Origin of the sequence: Hydrogenoanaerobacterium saccharovorans (assembly GCF_016901815.1) — a bacterium.
Classification (GTDB): Bacteria; Bacillota; Clostridia; order Oscillospirales; family Ruminococcaceae; genus Avimicrobium; species Avimicrobium caecorum.
The window spans coordinates 76,337-93,381 of sequence record NZ_JACSNR010000007.1 but is presented as its reverse complement, the minus strand read 5'-3'; the positions used below and the strand labels follow the sequence as shown (position 1 = coordinate 93,381).

The 17,045-nt window shown below is 57.3% G+C and carries 15 protein-coding genes and 1 other annotated feature; of the genes, 9 read left to right on the top strand and 6 right to left on the bottom strand.

Annotated elements, in window-relative coordinates; genetic code table 11:
- Positions 1-4: 4 nt before the first annotated feature.
- Complete coding sequence (locus H9X81_RS07965) at positions 5-928, bottom strand: NAD(P)-dependent oxidoreductase (RefSeq protein ID WP_191392501.1); 924 nt, start codon at positions 926-928, stop codon at positions 5-7.
- Between the two features lie 105 nt (positions 929-1,033).
- Complete coding sequence (locus H9X81_RS07960) at positions 1,034-1,294, bottom strand: TIGR03905 family TSCPD domain-containing protein (RefSeq protein WP_191392502.1); 261 nt, start codon at positions 1,292-1,294, stop codon at positions 1,034-1,036.
- 366 nt (positions 1,295-1,660) lie between these two features.
- Between H9X81_RS07960 and H9X81_RS07955 the strand changes: the two genes are divergently transcribed.
- From H9X81_RS07955 to H9X81_RS07945, 3 genes are all read left to right on the top strand, one after another.
- Entirely contained in the window at positions 1,661-2,617 is a 957-nt protein-coding gene (locus H9X81_RS07955) for a DnaD domain protein (RefSeq protein ID WP_204721116.1), read from the top strand.
- Between the two features lie 14 nt (positions 2,618-2,631).
- On the top strand, positions 2,632-3,606 hold the full coding sequence (locus tag H9X81_RS07950; RefSeq protein ID WP_204721113.1) for an ATP-binding protein: 975 nt from the start codon (positions 2,632-2,634) through the stop codon (positions 3,604-3,606).
- A gap of 159 nt (positions 3,607-3,765) precedes the next feature.
- Positions 3,766-5,052 (top strand): chloride channel protein, encoded by a 1,287-nt coding sequence (locus H9X81_RS07945; RefSeq protein ID WP_243424078.1) that lies wholly within the window; start codon positions 3,766-3,768, stop codon positions 5,050-5,052.
- A gap of 68 nt (positions 5,053-5,120) precedes the next feature.
- Here H9X81_RS07945 and H9X81_RS07940 read toward each other — a convergent pair whose 3' ends face one another.
- The 4 genes from H9X81_RS07940 to H9X81_RS07925 form a co-directional block, all read right to left on the bottom strand.
- Positions 5,121-5,966: a MetQ/NlpA family ABC transporter substrate-binding protein gene (locus tag H9X81_RS07940; protein WP_204721111.1), complete on the bottom strand. Its 846-nt coding sequence runs from the start codon at positions 5,964-5,966 to the stop codon at positions 5,121-5,123.
- A gap of 90 nt (positions 5,967-6,056) precedes the next feature.
- On the bottom strand, positions 6,057-6,725 hold the full coding sequence (locus tag H9X81_RS07935) for a methionine ABC transporter permease (protein WP_204721109.1): 669 nt from the start codon (positions 6,723-6,725) through the stop codon (positions 6,057-6,059).
- The gene (locus tag H9X81_RS07930) at positions 6,725-7,468 is read right to left on the bottom strand and encodes a methionine ABC transporter ATP-binding protein (RefSeq protein WP_191392506.1); all 744 of its coding nucleotides are present in this window, start codon (positions 7,466-7,468) and stop codon (positions 6,725-6,727) included. The genes H9X81_RS07935 and H9X81_RS07930 overlap by 1 nt, the downstream gene beginning before the upstream one ends.
- 64 nt (positions 7,469-7,532) lie before the next feature.
- Positions 7,533-7,790, bottom strand: a binding site (T-box leader).
- A gap of 89 nt (positions 7,791-7,879) precedes the next feature.
- Positions 7,880-9,127: a 6-phosphofructokinase gene (locus tag H9X81_RS07925; protein ID WP_204721106.1), complete on the bottom strand. Its 1,248-nt coding sequence runs from the start codon at positions 9,125-9,127 to the stop codon at positions 7,880-7,882.
- 467 nt (positions 9,128-9,594) lie between these two features.
- Here H9X81_RS07925 and alaS point away from each other — a divergent pair, with 467 nt between their 5' ends.
- The 6 genes from alaS (at position 9,595) to H9X81_RS07895 (ending at position 17,030) form a co-directional block, all read left to right on the top strand.
- Positions 9,595-12,258, top strand: a complete 2,664-nt coding sequence (alaS, locus tag H9X81_RS07920) for an alanine--tRNA ligase (RefSeq protein WP_204721104.1) — start codon at positions 9,595-9,597, stop codon at positions 12,256-12,258.
- A gap of 43 nt (positions 12,259-12,301) precedes the next feature.
- On the top strand, positions 12,302-12,640 hold the full coding sequence (locus H9X81_RS07915; RefSeq protein ID WP_177502234.1) for a histidine triad nucleotide-binding protein: 339 nt from the start codon (positions 12,302-12,304) through the stop codon (positions 12,638-12,640).
- Between the two features lie 102 nt (positions 12,641-12,742).
- Positions 12,743-13,279, top strand: coding sequence for a phosphoribosyltransferase family protein (locus tag H9X81_RS07910; RefSeq protein ID WP_177502235.1), 537 nt, complete (start codon positions 12,743-12,745; stop codon positions 13,277-13,279).
- Positions 13,280-13,314: 35 nt separating this feature from the next.
- On the top strand, positions 13,315-15,357 hold the full coding sequence (locus tag H9X81_RS07905) for a ComEC/Rec2 family competence protein (RefSeq protein ID WP_204721102.1): 2,043 nt from the start codon (positions 13,315-13,317) through the stop codon (positions 15,355-15,357).
- Positions 15,358-15,378: 21 nt separating this feature from the next.
- On the top strand, positions 15,379-16,416 hold the full coding sequence (gene holA, locus H9X81_RS07900) for a DNA polymerase III subunit delta (protein WP_243424096.1): 1,038 nt from the start codon (positions 15,379-15,381) through the stop codon (positions 16,414-16,416).
- Positions 16,413-17,030 (top strand): toprim domain-containing protein, encoded by a 618-nt coding sequence (locus H9X81_RS07895; RefSeq protein WP_191392511.1) that lies wholly within the window; start codon positions 16,413-16,415, stop codon positions 17,028-17,030. The genes holA and H9X81_RS07895 overlap by 4 nt, the downstream gene beginning before the upstream one ends.
- The last annotated feature ends 15 nt before the right edge of the window (positions 17,031-17,045 follow it).

The window sequence follows — 17,045 nt, the reverse complement described above, 5'->3', positions numbered from 1 at the left end:
TCAGTTACTTTTCATCGAAGTAGTGGATCACAGCCTGGGTGCCCAGATCACCCTCGCCTCGGCGATCCAGTTCCCGGTACATCTCCAGCACTTCTTCCAGCACCGGCATGGTCAGACCAGCGGCCTTGGCTTCTTCGTCGGCAATGGCCATATCCTTGATGAAATGCTTGATAAAGAAGCCCGGTGCCATATCACCGGCAACCATCTTGGGGGCGTTGTTGGTCATCTGCCAGCTGCCTGCGGCACCCTTGCTGATGCTTGCCAGCATGGTTTCCACATCCAGACCGGTCCGGCGGGCATAGGCGATGGCTTCACTCACACTGGCAACAGCGCCAGCCAGGGCGATCTGGTTTGCCATCTTGGTGTGCTGGCCCTTGCCTGCGCCGCCCTCATAGATGATGTTGGTGCCCATGGCAGCGAACACATCCTGGCAGGCGTCAAAGGCTTCCCGGTCACCGCCCACCATGATGGAGAGGGTACCGGCCTTGGCGCCGCTGTCACCGCCGGACACCGGGGCATCCAGGGCGGAAATGCCCCGGGGCTTGGCCTCTGCATAGATGCGTTCAGAGAGCTTGGGGCTGGTGGTGGTCATATCGATGAGCACTGCACCGGGCTTGGCATTGGCAATGATGCCGTTTTCTCCGAAGTAGACTTCCTCCACATCCTTGGGATAGCCCACGATGGTGATGATGACATCCTTGTCCTGGACGCAGGTTTTCACATCATCGCACCAGACGGCACCCTCTTCGATCACATCCAGAACCTTGGATTTGGTCCGGGTATAAATGGAAACGGGAAAGCCTTTTTTCATCAGGTTGCGCACCATGGGCTTGCCCATAACGCCGACGCCGATAAATCCGATTGTTTTCATAAATATCGCCTCTTTCCTGCAAAGTTCCGCAGATCCGCTGCGGTTTCTTGCTTTCATTATATCGGAAGCAGGCGGAAATTACCAGAGCGGAACAGGATTTTTCCGGGATATACAAAAAACTCCTGTCCGGGGAAGGGACAGGAGCCATTCAAAGCAAAGGATTTACTTGGCAGCAGCAGCCAGAGCCTCCTCCAGCGCATAGGAGAGCTGATCGGGGCAGGAAGTGGACTTGAAGCCGCAGCGGGTACCGCGGAACCGCTCGATGACATCCTCGGCCTTCATGCCGATCACGATCCGGGAGATACCCAGCAGGTTGCCGGGGCAGCCGCCCTTGATGACACAGCTCTGAATGATGCCGTTTTCATCTACATCCACAGTCATTTCACGGGAGCATACGCCCTTGGTCTTGTAAACATATACCATAAAAAGTTCCTCCTTTGGATTACCAGTGACAGCTGCATTCCCCTGAAAGAACACAGCTAAGATTTGTGACGAAGATTATTATAGTATACTTCCGGAAATTTTTCAATATAGAGAAGTTTGAATATACCCGGAACTGTGACTGAGTCACCAACCGTTCCGGACACCGTTCTGCAATTTACTAACACGTCAGAATATGCTATAATATCTCTGCCTGATAAAAGAGAGTAAAAGGGGCCCACCGGCTGGTTTGTGCGTGAACAGCCGGAAAACAGGCCACTTTTTAAGTGTAAAGGAAACTGACTTTACATAGTGTTTGTGCCGGAAAGGAACGGTTGGATCTTGAAATACAGTGTCAATTTTGAAAATATGGGGGCGGCGTTTGCAGTACCGGCAGCCGTTGTAGATCAGCATCTGCGGCTCTGCGGGGTGCTCCAGCTCAAGGTGCTGCTCCTCTTGCTGCGCCAGGGCAGGGCTATGTCCGACCAGGAGATCGCGGCCTTTCTGCGGCAGGACCCGGCGGACATTCGGGATGCGGCGCTCTACTGGGAGAACTGCGGCCTGCTCCGGTCCGAGGGGGACGGGGAACATACCGCTGCCCCCAATCCGGAACCGGCGGCAGTGGTTGCTGCCCCAGCCCGGGAAATGGCCCGGGAGGAGCCCCGCCGTACTGTGATCACGGCGGATTCCCGCCGGTTCACCCGGGCGGAGTGCGCGGAACTGGCTGCCCGGGACAATACACTGATGAGCCTGCTGCACAAGGCGCAGGAGATCATCGGCAGCACGCTTACCTCCATGGATATGCAGTGCCTGACGGCGCTCTATGCCTATTATGGGCTGTCGCCGGAGTTTATCCTCACGGTGATGGGCTACTGCAAATCCATCGATAAACTGAGCATGCGCTATGTGGAGAAAACCGCCGCCAGCTGGCAGGAGAAGGGAATCGACACAGTTCCGGAGGCAGAGCGGTACATTGACTATCTCAGCCGGAGGCACTCCAATGAGGGGCAGGTCCGGGCGGCATTCGGCATCAACGACCGCAGCCTGACCACCCGGGAAAAGGAGATGATCGCCTCCTGGTACGGAGAGCTGGGCTATGGGATCGATGTGATCCGGCTGGCCTATGAGCGTGCCGTGGAGAACACCGGAAAGCTCAGTTTTGCCTATATCAATAAAGTGCTTCAGAACTGGCACCGGGAGGGAGTGCGGACTGCGGCGGATGCAGCCAATGCGTCGGCCCGCCGTGCGCCGGTGCAGGGAGGCGAAACCTCTTACAACATCCAGGAGATTGAAGACCGGGTGCTTGCAGATTTTATGAACCGGTGAGGAGGAGATGACTCATGGCATATCCCAAGGAGATAATGGACAAGGCGTTTGAAACCCTTGCAGAACGGCGCAGCCAGGCCCGGAACGACTATCAGTACCGGCTGCAGGTGATCCGGGAGAAGGCTCCGGCAGTGGAGGAACTGCGCCGGGAGCTGACCGGCACCAGTGCCGCCATCGCCCGGACTGTGCTGTCCGGGGTGGATGTGGAGCAGAAGCTGGCCCGTCTGCGGGACACCAATCTGTATATGCAGCAGCACAAGCGGGAACTGCTCCGGGAGGCCGGCCTGCCGGAGGATTATGACGAGATGCACTTCACCTGTGAAGACTGCAAGGATACCGGTTATACAGACGGGAAGATGTGCCACTGCGTGAAGGATCTTCTGGCGGGGCTGATGCTGGAACGGCTCTCCCATACTGCCAATACCGATAACATCTCCTTTGCGAGCTTTTCGCTGGACTACTATCCTGCGGAGCCGCTGCCCGGATCGAAATCCTCTGCCCGGGACGTGATGCGGCGGGCATTGGAGGAGTGCCGGAACTATGCCGACACCTTCACACCGTCCAGCCGGAGTATGTTCTTCCAGGGCAAGACAGGTCTGGGCAAAACCCATCTGTCCCTGTCCATTGCCAAAGAGGTGATCCGCAAGGGGTACAATGTCCTCTACACACCGGCTCAGACCCTGCTGGAAACCCTGGAGCGGGAGCGGTTCCGCCGGGGAGAGGAGAGCTATTCCCTCAACTTTGTGCTGGACTGCGATCTGCTGATCCTGGACGATCTGGGGGCGGAGTTCTCCACCAACTTCTCGGTGTCGGTGATCTACAATATCATCAACTCCCGGCTGGTTGAAGGAAAGCCCACCATTATTTCCAGCAACCTGACCGCCAAGGAGCTGGAAGCCCGGTATTCTCCCCGTGTTGTTTCCCGGATCATGGGCGGGTATTATACGATCCCGTTCCTGGGCAATGACATCCGCATCCTGAAGCGATAGCAGCAACCCTGATCCCTCCGCCTGTGCGGGGGGATTTTTTGTGGGAACAAAGCCGGGGCGGGATTCTCAGAAATCCGTTGAAACCGGGGGATTGGAATGGTAGAATAATAGCCGAGAACGCACAGCGGCCCGCAGGCTGCTGCGACAGGAGGACGGCACATGTCGGACAAGAGGACAGAAATGGCAAAGCTGCAGCATCAGGCAGCGGAAACAGTACATACAGGAGCCGGAGAGGTCGGGAAATTTATCCGGTGGGCGGTAGCTGCACTGCTGGTCGGAGGCAGCGTCGGAACGGTGATCGGACTGTTCCGCATGGCTGTTTCCTGGGCGGTGCAGTCCCGGGCCCAGCATCCGGCGCTGTTGTTTGCGGTTCCGCTGGCGGGACTCCTCATTGTATGGCTGTACCGTTCCTGCGGCCTCAGTACCGATCCGGGTACGGACTATATGCTGCTGTCTGTTCGGACCAATCCCGGCGTACAGCTGCGCATGGTGCCGCTGATTGCCGTATCCACTGTGCTGACCCATCTGTGCGGCGGCTCGGCAGGACGGATGGGGGCAGCCCTGCAGATGGGCGGCTCCATTTCCGGGGCGCTGGGCCATTGGGCAAGAATGGACGAGAAGGACTGCCATATTATGACCATGTGCGGCATGGCGGCAGGATTTTCGGCGCTGTTCGGCACACCCCTGACGGCTGCTGTCTTTGCCATGGAGGTGATCAGCGTAGGAGAGATGTACTATGCGGCGTTCTTTCCCTGCCTGCTCTCCGCCTTCTGCTCTTTCCTGGTGACCGGTGCCATGGGGCTTCCGGCTGATGCCTACCAGGTTGCGGCGGTACCAGCTTTGTCGCTGGTTTCTATCGGGCAGGTGGCTCTGATGGGCGCCGCCTGTGCCCTGGCTGCCCGGCTGTTCTGTTCCGGACTGCGCTTTGCCCGCTATGCTTACGGCAGACTGCTGCCGAATCCCTATTTCCGCATCCTCACAGGCGGCGGACTGCTGATTTTGCTGACCCTTCTGGCAGGCTCCCAGGCGTATAACGGCGCCGGCACCGATGTTGTGATCCGGGCCTTTGCCGGAGAAGCCCGCCCGGAGGCCTTCCTGCTGAAGATCCTCTTCACCTCCGTAACTCTTGGAGCCGGGTACAAGGGAGGGGATATTGCACCGGCCTTCTTCACCGGTGCTACGCTGGGCTGTGTCCTGGCGCCGGTCTGCGGACTGCCCGCCTCCTTTGGGGCGGGTCTGGGGCTGGCAGGGGTGTTCTGCGGCGTGACCAACTGCCCACTCACCTCCATTCTGCTGGCCTATGAGCTGTTCGGCGGAGCAGGACTGCCGCTCTATGCATTGTGCTGTGCGGTCTCCTATATGCTGTCGGGGTACTGCAGTCTGTACGGCGCCCAGAAGATTCTCTATTCCAAGTTCCGGGCTGAGTATATCGCCGGAAACCGCTGACCTCTTCCTATTATATATAATAAGAAAGCCCGGACAATCTGTCCGGGCTTTCTGGGTATTTCGGGGAATCAGAATACGGGAATGAACTGATCCTCATACTGGGTATTGATGAACTCACGGGTTTCATCCGAAGTGAGGGCTTCCACCAGAGCCTTGGTCTTGTCGGTCTCCAGCTCGCCGCTCTGTACAGCCAGGATATTGGCATATTCCTGGGCACTCTCGGAATCAGCTGCTTCGTTGACGATAACCTTGTCCAGGATACCGGCTTCAATGGCATAGTTGCCGTTGATGGCAGCGATGGCAAACTCGCTCAGGTTTCTGGGGAGCTGAGCAGCTTCCAGCTCTACGAATTCCAGGTTCAGGGGATTTTCCTCAATGTCCAGGGGAGTGGCGTTCAGGCCAGCGCCTTCCCGGAGCTTGATGAGACCCTGGGCTTCCAGCAGGTTCAGGGCACGGGCTTCATTGGTGGGGTCATTGGGAACGCCGACCTTGGAACCCTCTGCCACATCCGAAACACTGGTCAGGGTCTCGGAGTAGAGGCCCATGGGCTCGAAGTGAACCTTGCAGGCCGAAACCAGATCGGTGCTGTTCTGCTCGTTGTAGTTATCGAGGTAGGGGGTGTGCTGGAAGAAGTTTGCGTCCAGATCGCCTTCATACAGGGCGACATTGGGCATTACATAGTCAGTGAACTCTACGATCTCCAGTTCATAGCCCTTGGCAGCGAGCTGATCCTTGGCGAATTCCAGGATCTCAGCATGGGGAGAGGGGGAAGCGCCCACACGGATCACGGTGCTGGAGGCATCGGAGCTGGAATTATCGGCGGTGGAGCTGGAGTTGTTGCCCGAGCAGGCAGCCAGGGAAAGGGTGAGAGCTGCGGCAGCAGCCAGTGCAATGATCTTCTTGGTGTTGTCCATGGAAAATTCCTCTTTTCTTTTTTAGTTACAGCTTTGCAGTCCGGGGAAGCAGGACCGGATTTCCGTGTTGTGGGGAAGATCCGGAAGTTCCTACCGGTTTCGTTTGTCGATCTGAATGGCGGTGAGGTTAAAGGTGGACTGAATCACCTGAACCACAACGACAATCAGGATCACCGTAATATACATCACGGAGTCTTCGTAGCGGTGTACACCGTAACGAATTGCTATATCGCCAAGGCCGCCGGCGCCTACAACACCGGCCATAGCCGAATAGCCAATCAGAGTGATGGCAGAGATGGAAAGTCCCCGTACCAGGGAGGGTACACTTTCTGGCAGCAGAACCTTTGTGATGATCTGCAGATCCGAAGCGCCCATGGTTTTGGCGGCTTCGATCACGCCGGTGTCCAGTTCTTCCAGGGAGGATTCCACCATCCGGGCCACAAAGGGAGCAGCAGCTACCACCAGGGCAAAGATGGAGGACTTGGGGCCGATGGAAGTACCGGCGATGAGCTTGGAAATGGGATTGAGTGCAACAATCAGGATCAGGAAGGGGACAGAGCGGATCAGGTTGATGAACCAGCTCAGTACCCGGTTGAGCGGGCGGTTGGGATGGATGCCGCCGTCCTTGGTGACATAGACCAGCACACCCAGCGGCAGACCGAATACATAGGCAAGCACCGTGGAAAAGACGGTCATGTAGAGGGTTTCCTCAAGACTCTGCAGCAGCAGGGGAGCATATCTGGCAATCAGTTCGTTCATTACAATGCACCTCCAACTCCAATGAGCTGCCGGGCGGCTACGCTTCTGGGAGCAGCCAGCACTTCAGCAGCAACGCCATATTCCGCGAAGCGACCGGATTCGATCACAGCCACCTGGCTGCAGATCTGCTTTACCACGCCGATCTCGTGGGTGATGATGATAATGGTGACGCCCAGCTTCTGGTTGATGTCCGAAAGCAGGTCCAGGATCGCCTTGGTTGTGAAGGAATCCAGTGCCGAAGTGGGCTCATCGCAGAGCAGCACTTTGGGATTGTTGGCGAGGGCCCGGGCGATGGCGACCCGCTGGCACTGTCCGCCTGAGAGCTGGGAGGGATATGCATCAGCCTTGCCGTCCAGCCCCACCAGATGGATCAACTCCTCGGTGCGCCGGCGGATCTCCGCTTTGGGCACACCGGCAATTTCCAGCGGGAAAGCGATGTTGCCGGAAACGGTGCGCTGCATCAGCAGGTTGTAGCCCTGGAAGATGACGCCGATCTGCCGGCGGTGTTCGGTGAGCTGCCGGCCCCGGAGGGAGGAGAGATCCCGTCCGTCAATGGAGATGGAACCGGAAGTGGGGGTTTCCAACAGGGCGATGCACCGCAGGAGGGTGGATTTGCCGGCGCCGGAAAGTCCGATGATCCCGAAAATATCTCCGTCCCGGATCTCGGCGGAGATGCCCCGGAGGGCTTCCACTTCACCGGATTTTGTATGATAGGTCTTGGTCAGGTTTTGAATGGTTATCATAGCAGCTGTCACCTCTGAAAGATTTCGCGGGGAAATAAAAAAGCCTCGTCCTCTGATCGTTCGATCAAAGGACGAGGCAAATCGCTTCGTGGTACCACCTTTTTTCGTTCCGGACTCGCATCCGGAACCTCATCAAGTACGGCCGGGAAATCCCGGATTATACTCTATTGCTGTAACGGGCAAACCCGTCGTAGCCTTACTGATGCCAGTTCGGTACGCAACTCCGAGGCCATTTTCGTCCTGATTCGCAGCGCCTCTTCTCAGCTCCCGAGGTTCTCTGTAACTGCTACGGCAGGAGTACTCTCCTCATCACCGTCTTTGGTGTTTATCAACTTGGTTGCCAGTATACTCTGGCTTTTGGGATTTGTCAAGGGATTTTTTGAAAAAAGTTTTCAGAAATCCTGCAGAACCTCAGTCAGCCAGCCGGGTCTTGTCAAAGGAAAAGTGCATGGGAACGCCATTTTTCATGGGTATCGACACCTCGCCCTGGATCAGCGGCGCAAGATAGCGCACCAGTTCTTCCCGGACATCGTTTCCGGCCTCATTGATCCACTTCCGGGGGATCTTGTGCTCCACATTGGCAACCTCTCCCAGCGGAGCGGTCTCATAGGCGATGCGGTAGGGGGCGTCGCTGATGCGGCGGTAGGCGATCATAATGCGGGTATCGCCCCGGAGCATGGCTTCCACCGCCTTCTCACCGGCCCGGACTGCTTCCTCCAGATCGGTGGCGGACTGCAGATGAGCCGCTGCCCGCTGCATGACGCTCAGCTCCAGCGAACGCACCTTGCAGCCGATGCGGTCGGCAGTGAGGCGCTCCAGATACTTGCCGACGCCAGCCAGGTACTTGTGCCCAAAGGCATCCACCTGACCGCTCTGCATGCTCTCGGCGGCATAGCTGCCGTCTGCCAGACGCACACCTTCGGATACAGCAATCACAACAGTGTCACGCTTGTCCAGTTCCCGGCGCACATCCTCCACGAACTGTTCCGGGTCAAAGACTGCCTCGGGCAGGTAGATGAGCTGGGGCGCATAGCTGCCGCCCAGTTCCCGGGTCAGCGAAGCGGCGGCGGTGAGCCAGCCGGCATTTCGGCCCATGATCTCGGCGATCACCACCGACTTCATGGGGTAGACTTCGGCATCCGCTGCCACCTCCATCAGGGTGGTGGCAATGTACTTGGCTGCCGAGCCGAAGCCGGGACAGTGGTCGGTGATGGGCAGGTCATTGTCGATGGTCTTGGGCACGCCTACAACCCGCACTTCCTCGCCGTGCTCATAGCAGTAGTCAGCGATCTTGTTGGCGGTGTCCATGGAATCGTTGCCGCCGATGTAGGCAAAGTAGCCGATGTTGTACTTGCGGAACATCGCCAGAATCTTGGCATACTGTTCCGGGCCCTTGTCCGGCGAGGGCATCTTGTACCGGCAGGAGCCCAGGGCAGAGGAGGGGGTGTGGCAGAGCAGCTCAAAGTCCGCGGCAGTCTCGAACTGGTCGTCCACCCGGATGATGGTTCCTTCCAGGATTCCCTGGATGCCGTTCACCGCGCCGTAGACCATACCGATTTCCTCCGGATGGCGCATTCCTTCCCGGATTACGCCGCACAGGCTGGCATTGATGACAGCGGTAGGGCCGCCGGACTGTGCCACAAGCAGATTTTTCTTCATATCCAAAGCACCTCTTTCGCAAAAATAAGCGGGGTCATATCCGGTTTTATTGTAACATAAAGAGAGCGGACGCACAATGGCGGAGTACCGAAGAAAAAGAGGGCTTCTTTTCCGGCAAAATCGCAGAAAAATCTTGACAACTTCCGTCAGACTGTCTATACTGAATCTTGTAATGCGAATAGAGTCACAGCGTTGACGGGCAGAATTTGCTGACCGCTGCTTCAGAGAGGGTCCTCCTGGCTGAAAGGGACCTGGAAGCGATGGCAATGGGCCGGCCCTGAGCTCCGGTATGAGGAATACCGGCGTATCCGATGCGTTAGATCGGCTTCAAGAGGCAGCGGAGGAAGATCTCCGGTGCAATTTGGGTGGTACCGCGGAACTGTGAAACCGACAGCTTTCGTCCCAGACTGGGACGGGAGCTTTTTTATTTTCTGTTCGCAAAGAGTCTTTAGGAGGGACAAACGATTATGAAATGGACAGGCGTAAATGACCTGCGTGAGGCTTTTCTCAAATTCTATGAGAGCAAGGGACATCTGATCCTGCCGTCCTTCGGGCTGATCCCCAAGGATGACAACAGCCTGCTGCTCATCAACTCCGGCATGGCGCCGATGAAGAACTACTTTCTGGGCATCAAGACTCCGCCCAGAAAGCGTGTAACCACCTGCCAGAAGTGCATCCGTACCCCGGATATTGAGCGTGTGGGTAAGACTGCCCGTCACGGTACCTACTTTGAGATGCTGGGCAACTTCTCCTTCGGCGACTACTTCAAGCATGAGGCAACTGCCTGGGCCTGGGAATTCCTGACTCAGGTTCTGGAGATTCCGAAGGACCGTCTTTACATCTCCATCTTTGAGAGCGATGACGAGGCCTATGACATCTGGACCAAGGAGATCGGCATTGATCCGTCCCACATGGTTCGTCTGGGCCGGGACGACAACTTCTGGGAGATCGGCTCCGGTCCCTGCGGCCCCTGCTCGGAGATTTACTTCGACCGCGGCGAGGAATATGGCTGCGGCAAGCCGGACTGCGCTCCTGGCTGTGACTGCGACCGCTACATGGAGATCTGGAACCTGGTATTCTCCCAGTTCGACTCGGATGGCAACGGCAACTACACTCCTCTGGAGCATCCCAATATCGATACCGGTATGGGTCTGGAGCGTCTGGCCTGCGTTATGCAGGGTGTAGACAACCTCTTCGAGGTAGATACCGTTCAGAACATCATGAAGCACATCAGCCGCATTGCTGGCGTTGAGTACAAGACAAACGAAAAGAGCGATGTATCGCTGCGTGTTATCACCGACCACATCCGCAGCACCACCTTCATGATCGGCGATGGCATCGTACCCCAGAATGAAGGCCGCGGCTATGTACTGCGCCGTCTGCTGCGCCGTGCTGCCCGTCATGGCCGTCTGCTGGGTATCAAGGAGCCCTTCCTGTATCAGGTAGCTGAAACTGTAATTCAGGAGAATCAGCCCGCTTATCCGGAACTGCTGGAGAACAAGGACTACATTATCAGCATCATCAAGGCAGAAGAGGAGCGCTTTGCCAAGACCATCGACCAGGGTATGAGCATGCTCAACGACCTGATCGACCGGATCGCCAGCCAGGAGATTGCCAGCGGCAAGGTTCTCTCGGGTGCTGAGGCCTTCAAGCTGTACGATACCTTTGGCTTCCCGCTGGATCTCACCATGGAGATCGCCGGTGAGCGTGGTGTATCGGTGGATGAGGATCAGTTTGCCAAGTTCATGAACGACCAGCGGGAGCGTGCCCGTGCTGCCCGTGCAGCCATGGGTGACCTGGGCTGGGAAGGCGATGTGCTGCAGGGTATCCCCGGCAACACAGAGTTCGTAGGCTATACCGACAAGACCTGCACTGCCAAGGTAGCTGCCATCATCAAGGACGGCGCTCTGGCTGATGAGATCGATGAGGGCGAAAGCGGCATCATCGTTCTGGACCGCACCTGCTTCTATGGCGAAGGCGGCGGTCAGGTAGGCGACAGCGGTATCCTCTTTGGCGCCAACAGCACCTTCCAGGTACTGGATACCAAGAAGTCGGTCAACAGCCACTTCATGCACATCGGTGAGATGAAGGCCGGTATGATCCGGGTAGGCGATGAGCTCACCGCTGAGATCGACAGCCTGCGTCGGGATTCCATCATGCGCAACCACTCGGCCTGCCATCTGCTGCAGGCAGCTCTGCGGGAAGTACTGGGTACTCATGTGCACCAGTCCGGCTCCTATGTGGATGAGAACCTCTGCCGGTTTGACTTCTCGCACTTCAGCGCCATGACCTCCGATGAGATTGCCCGTGTTGAAAACATTGTAAACGATATGATTCTGGCAGCTCTGCCTGTTACCGTAGAGACCATGTCCCAGGACGAGGCCAAGGCCAAGGGCGCAATGGCTCTGTTCGGTGAGAAGTATGGCGATGCTGTACGGGTTGTGGATATGGGCGGACGCTCCATCGAGCTGTGCGGCGGTACCCATGTGGACAATACCTCCCGGGTTGGCCTGTTCAAGATCGTGAAGGAGTCCTCCATTGCCGCCGGTGTACGCCGCATCGAGGCTGTGACCGGTCGTGGCGTACTCGGTCTGATTGACGCAGACCGCCATCTCATGGACATGGCCTGTGAGGCCCTGAAGGTGGGCAGCCATGCAGAACTGCCCGGCAAGGCTGCTGCTGTTGCCGCTGAGCTCAAGGCCAAGGACAAGGAGATCGAGGAGATCAACGGCAAGCTGGCTTCGATGCAGACCCAGGCTCTGGCAAACACTGCTGTGGAAGTAGGTTCTGTAAAGCTGGTTTATGCAAGCCTCAACGGCATCAAGCCGGATATTCTGCGTAAGATCACCGACCGGTTCCGTGATACCGATCCCAGCATCGTAGCAGTATTCTCCACCACTTTGGACGGCAAGGCTTCCATCGCTGCAAGCTGCGGTAAGAGCGCAGTGGAAGATGGCGTTCATGCCGGTCAGCTGGTGAAGGAGATCTGTTCGCTGGTAGGCGGCAGCGGCGGCGGTCGTCCGGACAGCGCAATGGGCGGTGCCAGCGACATCTTCAAGATCGATGAGGCCTTTGTACAGATTCCCAGCCTGGTAGAGAAGATGCTGGGTTCTCACAAGCGCCGTTCGTAATACAGACTGTATAGATACAGTTTTCCGGAAAGGAGCAAGAATTATGGATTGTCTGTTCTGTAAGATTGCGGCAGGGGAGATCCCGTCCGCAAAGGTATACGAGGATGACCGGGTTCTGGTATTCAAGGATATTAACCCGGTAGCTCCGGTGCATCTGCTGGCGATTCCCAAGGAGCATATCCAGTCGGTGGATGCAGTGGATGCTTCCAACTGTGAACTGGTAGGCTATATCTTCACTGTCATCGCCAAGGTGGCAAAGGAGCAGGGTCTCACCAACGGATACCGGGTTGTATCCAATATCGGAGCGGACGGCGGTCAGAGCGTACCGCATCTGCACTTCCATATCCTGGGCGGAAAGGAACTGGCCTGGCCTGCCTGCTGATCAGGCTCCGGTACAGTAAAAACCATACAGAAAAGCAGCAACTGCCTGTGCAAGGATTCGCATGGGCAGCTTTCTGCTTTAATAAAAAAGGAGAAGTAAAAGATGGAAACTTATAAGCTGCATGTAGCTGGTCTGGAACGTGACTTGCCCATCTGCCCGCTGAACGACAATCTGTCCATTGCCGGCTTTGTAATGTTTGGTGATGTGGAGATGACAATCCGCAGCGCGGAGGAACTGCTCAAGCGTGTGGGTGACTTTGATCTGCTGATCACCGCAGAGTCCAAGGGTATTCCGCTGGCTTACGAAATGTCCCGTCAGTCCGGCAAGAAGTATATCCTTGCCCGCAAGAGCATCAAGCTCTATATGCATGACCCCGTGTCCGTTTCGGTGAAGTCGATCACCACTGCTCAGGTGCAGACCCTGTACCTGGACAGCACCGATATGGAGCAGATCCGCGGCAAGCGCATCCTTATCGTGGATGATGTTGTATCCACTGGTGAGTCGATGCACGCTCTGGAGTGCCTGGTGGAGAAGTCCGGCGGTGTGATTGCCGGCAAGTGCGCTGTCCTGGCTGAAGGCGATGCCAGAGAGCGTACCGATGTCACCTTCCTGGGTGAACTCCCGCTCTTCTTCAAGTAAGCTGTGAATCTGTGAGCTAAAGGGGAAATACTGTCATGAAACGACCGCTGTTCGATGTAGGAATTGCTGTTCTGCTCGGATCAGCGGTCGTTTTGTATGGAAATATATACTGCTATCTGCTGCTTCCGATGCTGCTTGCGGCAGCGATGATCTGTGCGGGCCGGGCAGCAAATCCCCGCTGGAGAAAGGCTGCGGTCTGCGCCCTGAGTGCTGCCGCTTCGATCCTTCTGATGCTGTCAGTCAGCCTTTCCCTGGAATCAGAACTCAAACCGCTGGATGGAAAGACCGCAGAGGTGACCGGCGTTGTCACAGAGAAGAAAAGCGGAAATCTGCATGAAGCATACGGCTCTGTATCCACCGAAGCCGGGAGTGCGGAGCATATTAAATTCACGCTCTGGAACGCACTGTCCGATGAACTGGAAGCAGGGGACAGTTTCCGCTGCACAGCCCGTGTGACCTACGATGATCCCTATACATCGGAGTACCGCTCCTCTGCCGGGGAGAGCCGATTCCTGTTCTGTGCCACCGGCGAAGAGATCGAACTGCTGGACAAATCGCTTTACCCGGTCCGTGCTGTGACAGCCAGACTGCGGGCGGAAACAAGTGACCGGCTGATCCATGCCCTGGGAGCTGAAACCGGCAATCTGTTCAGCGCCATCACCACCGGACTGCGCCCGGGATTTGATGACTCGGTGCAGATGATGAAGGACGCCGGTGTCTATCATGTGCTGGCGATTTCCGGTCTGCATATCGCTGTATTCTGCCATCTGATCCTGGCGCTTACAAGGGTGCTCCCGCTGCGCCGCCGGCTGCGCAACAGTCTGGCGCTGCTGTGCCTGTGGTGTCCGGTGCTGCTCTCCGGCGGCAACCATGCAGTGCTCCGGGCGGCAGTGATGTACTCAGTTCTGCTGTTTGGCCGTGTAATCGGGCGTAAAGCTGATAGCCTTAACAGCCTCGGACTCGCTGTGATCCTGCTGATTCTGATGGACCCGTTTGCGGTGCTTTCCTATGGGTTCCTGCTCTCGGTGCTGGCGACCCTGGGAATCCTGCTCTATGAGCGTCCCTTCGCCGAATTTCTCAAGAGCCACCTCCCGGCACAGCTCACCGGACGAGTCGGCAGCAGTCCGGTTCATCTGCTTGCCTGTGCCATTGCAGCTCAGTGCCTGACTCTCCCGATCCTGGCGGATATGGATTCCCTCCTGGTTCTCAATGGCATTGTGGCAGGCATGCTGATCCTGCCGATGATGACGCCCATGCTCCTGTTGGGGTACCTGCTGATTCCGGCACTCTGGCTGTTCCCGGAGGGCGCAGGTCTGCTGGTGCTTCCCGCCAGACTGCTGGGCAGCTTGTTCCTGCGGATTGCCGGTTGGTTCTCCGGGCTGCCGTTCATTTTCCCGCTGGATACTCCGGTTTCCAGGACGGTTGTCCTGCTTATGACCCTGCTGCTGGTGGTAATAACGGCTTTGCCGGCAGCCCGGCGGTTCTTCCGTCCGGCTATGCTGGCAGGCGCCTCCATCTGCTGCCTGCTGATCGCCTGGGAGCAGTGGGAACTCGCCGGCTCCGTGCAGGTGATCTCCCGGGGCGAGGATCTTATGCTGCTGCAGGATGGCCATGCGGTTGTGCTGCTGGCAGACCGGGACAGTGAAATGCTGGAGGAGCTCCGCCGGAATGGGGCAGAGCAGATCGATCTGCTCATTGTGGAGAGCTATGCGCCGCTGCAGGCCGAGGGAACGCTGGAATTGCTGCGGGAATATCCTCCGCTGCAGATTGCGGCTCCGGACAGCGGCGCAGTGACCAGCTATCTCGAAGCGGTCTGTGACGCGCCAATCACCAGCCGGGAACAGATCGAAGCGGTGCTGCCGGGGGACCTTCAGCTTCGCTATCAGCGGGGTATGGGCGTGGAAGTTTCCTGCGGCGATATTTTGCTCTTAAAGTTTCAGGATGTTTATGATATAATAAAACAGTATGAGCCGGATGTTCTGCTTTTGCCGGAGCAGAAGGCACAGGTGTACCGGGCGGGAGGCATCCGGGTCCGGGAAAACACAGCCGAGCGCACAGAACTGCTGTTCTGGACATAGGAGGGACTGCGTGTGGCGCAGATGAATGAAAAGGAACTGAATCGTGCCCTGCGCACTGGTCTGCCATCGGGGGTTTTCCTGCTCTACGGAAGTGACCGTTATCTGGTGGAGCGGTATGCGTCCCTGATTGTGGACCGTGCGGTCAAAGGGGATAAGACCTTCAACTATGAGCGGGTGGACGGAGCCAAGATTGACTTCGACCATCTGTATGACAGCATCCTGACCCTGCCGATGATGGCAGAGCGCCGGGCGGTGATGCTGGACGATCCGGACATCGATAAGCTGTCTGCCGGGGATCTGGACAAGCTGCTCCAGATTCTGAATGATGCTGTGGAGCCGACGGTATTCATCATTGCCATCAAGCAGAATGAGTTCCTGCCCAAGAAGTCCAGCCGCTGCCGCAAGCTGCTGGAGGCAGTGGACCGTCTGGGCATTGCGGCAGAGCTGGGGGAGCGCAGTGCGGCGGATCTGGCAGCCTTCGTGATGAAGCGCTGCGCTGCGGCAGGCTGTACCATTTCCCGTGAAAACGCCGATTGGCTGGTATCCAAGACCACCGGTGAGCTGATCGCAGTACAGAATGAAACTGACAAGCTCATTGCCTTTACACAGTCCGGAGAGGTATCCCGGGAGGCCGTAGACCGCCTGGTGAGCGCCACTGTGGAGGCTGAGGTGTTCAGTCTGTCCAAAGCGATCCTGGCACGGGATTATGCCAAAGCCCAGGGGATTCTGTCGGCGCTGCTCTATCTGCGGGAGCCGGCAGTGAATATCCTCTATGTGCTGAGTATGTCCTTTGTGGATCTCAGCCGGGCCAGAGCTGCTATTTCCGCCGGGGTGGAAACCTCCAAAGCCGCAGCGGATTTCGGCTACAAGGGCAGGGAGTTTGCCATGCGCAACGCCTTCCGGGATTGCCGGAAGCTGCCCCAGCAGTTCCTGCGCCGGGCGCTGGAGGTACTGGCCCGGGCAGACTTTGAGCTGAAGAGCTCCGGAAACGATGAGAAAATCGTTCTGCAGAAAACCATTACCGAGCTGTTCCTGCTGCTCGGGGAGGAGAGAGCATGATCCATCTCAGGCAGGCCGTCGTGGTGGAAGGACGGTATGACAAGGCAAAGCTGGCGTCCATACTGGATGCAGTGATTATAGAAACCGGCGGGTTCCGGATCTTCAAGGATAAGGAGAAGCTGGCAATGCTCCGGGAAATCGCCCGGCGGCAGGGCTTGGTGATCCTCACCGATTCCGATACAGCCGGATTCCGGATCAGACGGTACCTGGGCGGCAGCATTCCGAAGGAGCAGATCATCAACGCCTATATCCCGGATATTTTCGGTAAGGAAAAGCGCAAGGACAAGCCCTCTGCCGAGGGAAAGCTGGGGGTGGAAGGGGTGCCCGCCGAGGTGATCCGCCAAGCGCTGGAACAGGCCGGTGTATTTGCGGAGCCGGCAGAGGAACAGACCCGCCGCATCACCAAGACCGACCTGATGGAGCAGGGATTTTCGGGCGGAGCAAACAGCTCCCGGCTCCGGGAACGGCTCAAGAAGAAACTGGGGCTCCCGGAACACCTGGGCACCAACGCCCTGGTGGGAGTGTTGGGATGTATTCTCAGCTATGAGGAGTTTCTGAAACTTGCGGCGGAGATCCGTGCGGAGGACGAGTCCGCAGCCGATCCGGCCCGCTGAACTATCATAAAAAAC

Bases quoted from the DNA above. Each gene is read 5' to 3' on its own strand.
- H9X81_RS07955 (WP_204721116.1), top strand. From the start codon at position 1,661: ATGGGGGCGGCGTTTGCAGTACCGGCAGCCGTTGTAGATCAGCATCTG.
- H9X81_RS07940 (WP_204721111.1), bottom strand. From the start codon at position 5,966: ATGGACAACACCAAGAAGATCATTGCACTGGCTGCTGCCGCAGCTCTC.
- H9X81_RS07910 (WP_177502235.1), top strand. From the start codon at position 12,743: ATGGAAACTTATAAGCTGCATGTAGCTGGTCTGGAACGTGACTTGCCC.
- H9X81_RS07950 (WP_204721113.1), top strand. From the start codon at position 2,632: ATGGCATATCCCAAGGAGATAATGGACAAGGCGTTTGAAACCCTTGCA.
- H9X81_RS07960 (WP_191392502.1), bottom strand. From the start codon at position 1,294: ATGGTATATGTTTACAAGACCAAGGGCGTATGCTCCCGTGAAATGACT.
- H9X81_RS07935 (WP_204721109.1), bottom strand. From the start codon at position 6,725: ATGAACGAACTGATTGCCAGATATGCTCCCCTGCTGCTGCAGAGTCTT.
- H9X81_RS07925 (WP_204721106.1), bottom strand. From the start codon at position 9,127: ATGAAGAAAAATCTGCTTGTGGCACAGTCCGGCGGCCCTACCGCTGTC.
- H9X81_RS07965 (WP_191392501.1), bottom strand. From the start codon at position 928: ATGAAAGCAAGAAACCGCAGCGGATCTGCGGAACTTTGCAGGAAAGAG.
- H9X81_RS07945 (WP_243424078.1), top strand. From the start codon at position 3,766: ATGTCGGACAAGAGGACAGAAATGGCAAAGCTGCAGCATCAGGCAGCG.
- H9X81_RS07915 (WP_177502234.1), top strand. From the start codon at position 12,302: ATGGATTGTCTGTTCTGTAAGATTGCGGCAGGGGAGATCCCGTCCGCA.
- H9X81_RS07905 (WP_204721102.1), top strand. From the start codon at position 13,315: ATGAAACGACCGCTGTTCGATGTAGGAATTGCTGTTCTGCTCGGATCA.
- alaS (WP_204721104.1), top strand. From the start codon at position 9,595: ATGAAATGGACAGGCGTAAATGACCTGCGTGAGGCTTTTCTCAAATTC.
- H9X81_RS07930 (WP_191392506.1), bottom strand. From the start codon at position 7,468: ATGATAACCATTCAAAACCTGACCAAGACCTATCATACAAAATCCGGT.
- holA (WP_243424096.1), top strand. From the start codon at position 15,379: ATGAATGAAAAGGAACTGAATCGTGCCCTGCGCACTGGTCTGCCATCG.
- H9X81_RS07895 (WP_191392511.1), top strand. From the start codon at position 16,413: ATGATCCATCTCAGGCAGGCCGTCGTGGTGGAAGGACGGTATGACAAG.